This window comes from Nonomuraea sp. NPDC001684, assembly GCF_053596515.1.
Genome location: NZ_JBSFGJ010000826.1, coordinates 1 through 1,836, shown reverse-complemented (window position 1 = coordinate 1,836; position 1,836 = coordinate 1). Strand labels below are relative to the sequence as shown.

The 1,836-nt window shown below is 70.6% G+C and carries 1 protein-coding gene and 2 pseudogenes; 2 read left to right on the top strand and 1 reads right to left on the bottom strand.

The window, feature by feature from the left end; all coding sequences use genetic code 11:
* Positions 1-483, bottom strand: a pseudogene (locus ACWCSD_RS52230) (phospholipid carrier-dependent glycosyltransferase); the annotation flags it as partial.
* A 79-nt stretch (positions 484-562) separates the two neighbouring features.
* Between ACWCSD_RS52230 and rsmI the strand changes: the two are divergent.
* Positions 563-1,405, top strand: a complete 843-nt coding sequence (gene rsmI / locus ACWCSD_RS52225; protein WP_397161450.1) for a 16S rRNA (cytidine(1402)-2'-O)-methyltransferase — start codon at positions 563-565, stop codon at positions 1,403-1,405.
* A gap of 5 nt (positions 1,406-1,410) precedes the next feature.
* A pseudogene (locus ACWCSD_RS52220) lies at positions 1,411-1,836 on the top strand (phospholipid carrier-dependent glycosyltransferase); the annotation flags it as partial.

Sequence of the window (1,836 nt, the reverse complement as noted above, 5' to 3'; positions counted from 1 at the left end):
GCGGGCCAGCACGAGGATCGACAACGTGCCGATCAGCGCCGCGGCGAACCGCCAGCCGAACGGGTTGAGCCCGAACAGCCACTCACCGGCGCCGATCATCCACTTGCCGAGCGGCGGGTGCACCACGTACGAGGCGCACTTGTCGAGCGTCTCCTGCGTGCACGACTGCCAGATGTCGGTCTTCCCGGCCAGGATCGCCTTGTCCGCGTCCTTGATCGTGACGCGCTCGACGCCCCAGTTGATCAGGGAGAAGGCGTCCTTCATGTAGTAGGTCTCGTCGAAGACCACGGCCCGCGGGTGGCCCAGGTTGACGAAGCGCAGGATGCCGCCGAAGAGCGTGACCAGCAGCGGGCCGACCCACCCCCACAGGACGCTGCCACGCATGGGGGGGATCACCCGGTCACGCAGGGACCGCGTCTGCGATTGACTCTCGCCGACCTCCGGGTTGTCGTAGGCCTGGTACGGGGAATCGGTCACCGCCATTCGGACATCGTACGGGCCCCAAGCCGTTAGGTACTGCAAGAATCACGGTCTAATTGGTATGCCCTGCCACAATGGTCGGGTGACTGGAGAAGGCAGGTTGGTGCTGGCCGGAGCCCCCATCGGTCAGGCGGGTGACGTCTCGCCGCGGCTGCGGGAGGTGCTCGCCGACGCCGACGTGGTGGCCGCCGAGGACACCAGACGGCTGCGCAGGCTCGCCACCGAGCTGGGCGTGGAGATCAGCGGCCGGGTGGTGTCCTACTACGACCAGAACGAGGCGGGCCGCGCCCAGGAGCTGGTCGAGGCGCTGAGACAGGGCCGTACGGTCGTGGTCATCACCGACGCCGGGATGCCCGGGGTGTCCGACCCCGGCTACCGCCTGACCCACCTGGCGGTCGAGGCGGGCATCACGGTGACCGCGCTGCCGGGGCCGAGCGCCGTCACCACGGCCCTCGCCGTGTCGGGGCTGGCCAGCGACAGGTTCTGCTTCGAGGGCTTCCCGCCGCGCAAGACCGGCGACCGGGCGCGGCGGCTGTCCGCGCTGGCGGCCGAGGAGCGGACGATGGTCTTCTTCGAGGCCCCCCACCGGCTGGCCGAGTCGCTGGGCGCGATGGCGGAGGCGTTCGGGGCCGACCGGCCCGCCGCCGTCTGCCGCGAGCTGACCAAGACGTACGAGGAGGTGCGCCGCGGCAGTCTCGGCGAGCTGGCCGAGTGGGCCGCGGGCGGCGTCAAGGGCGAGATCACCGTGGTCGTCGCGGGCCGCGTGCCGGGGGCGGGCGAGCCCGACATGGACGAGCTGGTCGCCGAGGTCGACCGCCGCGTGGCGGAGGGCGAGCAGCGGAAGATCGCCATCGCCGACGTGGCCAAGGGCGCGGGCGTGCCGAGACGCGAACTTTATGACCTGGTGCACAAACGCATAGGGTGATCGACATGGGGGAGACGGCACGACGGCTGGTCCCGCCGTTCCAGGGGCGGCCCCTCTTAGGGTGGGCGGGGCCGCTGCTGGTCGCCCTCTTCGGCGGGTTGCTGCGGTTCGTCCGCCTCGGTGAGCCGAAGGCCGTGGTCTTCGACGAGACCTACTACGCCAAGGACGCCTGGTCCCTGCTCAGGTACGGCGTCGAGCGCGCCATGCTGGGCGACGCCAAGAACCCGATCGCCGACCGGCGGCTCATCGCCGGGAACCTGGACATCTTCCGCCAGTGCCCCCAGTCGTCCGACTGCGCCTCGTTCGTCGCGCATCCGCCGCTGGGCAAGTGGATGATCGCGGCGGGTGAGTGGCTGTTCGGGATGAACCCGTTCGGCTGGCGGTTCGCGGCGGCGCTGATCGGCACGTTGTCGATCCTCGTGCTGGCCCGG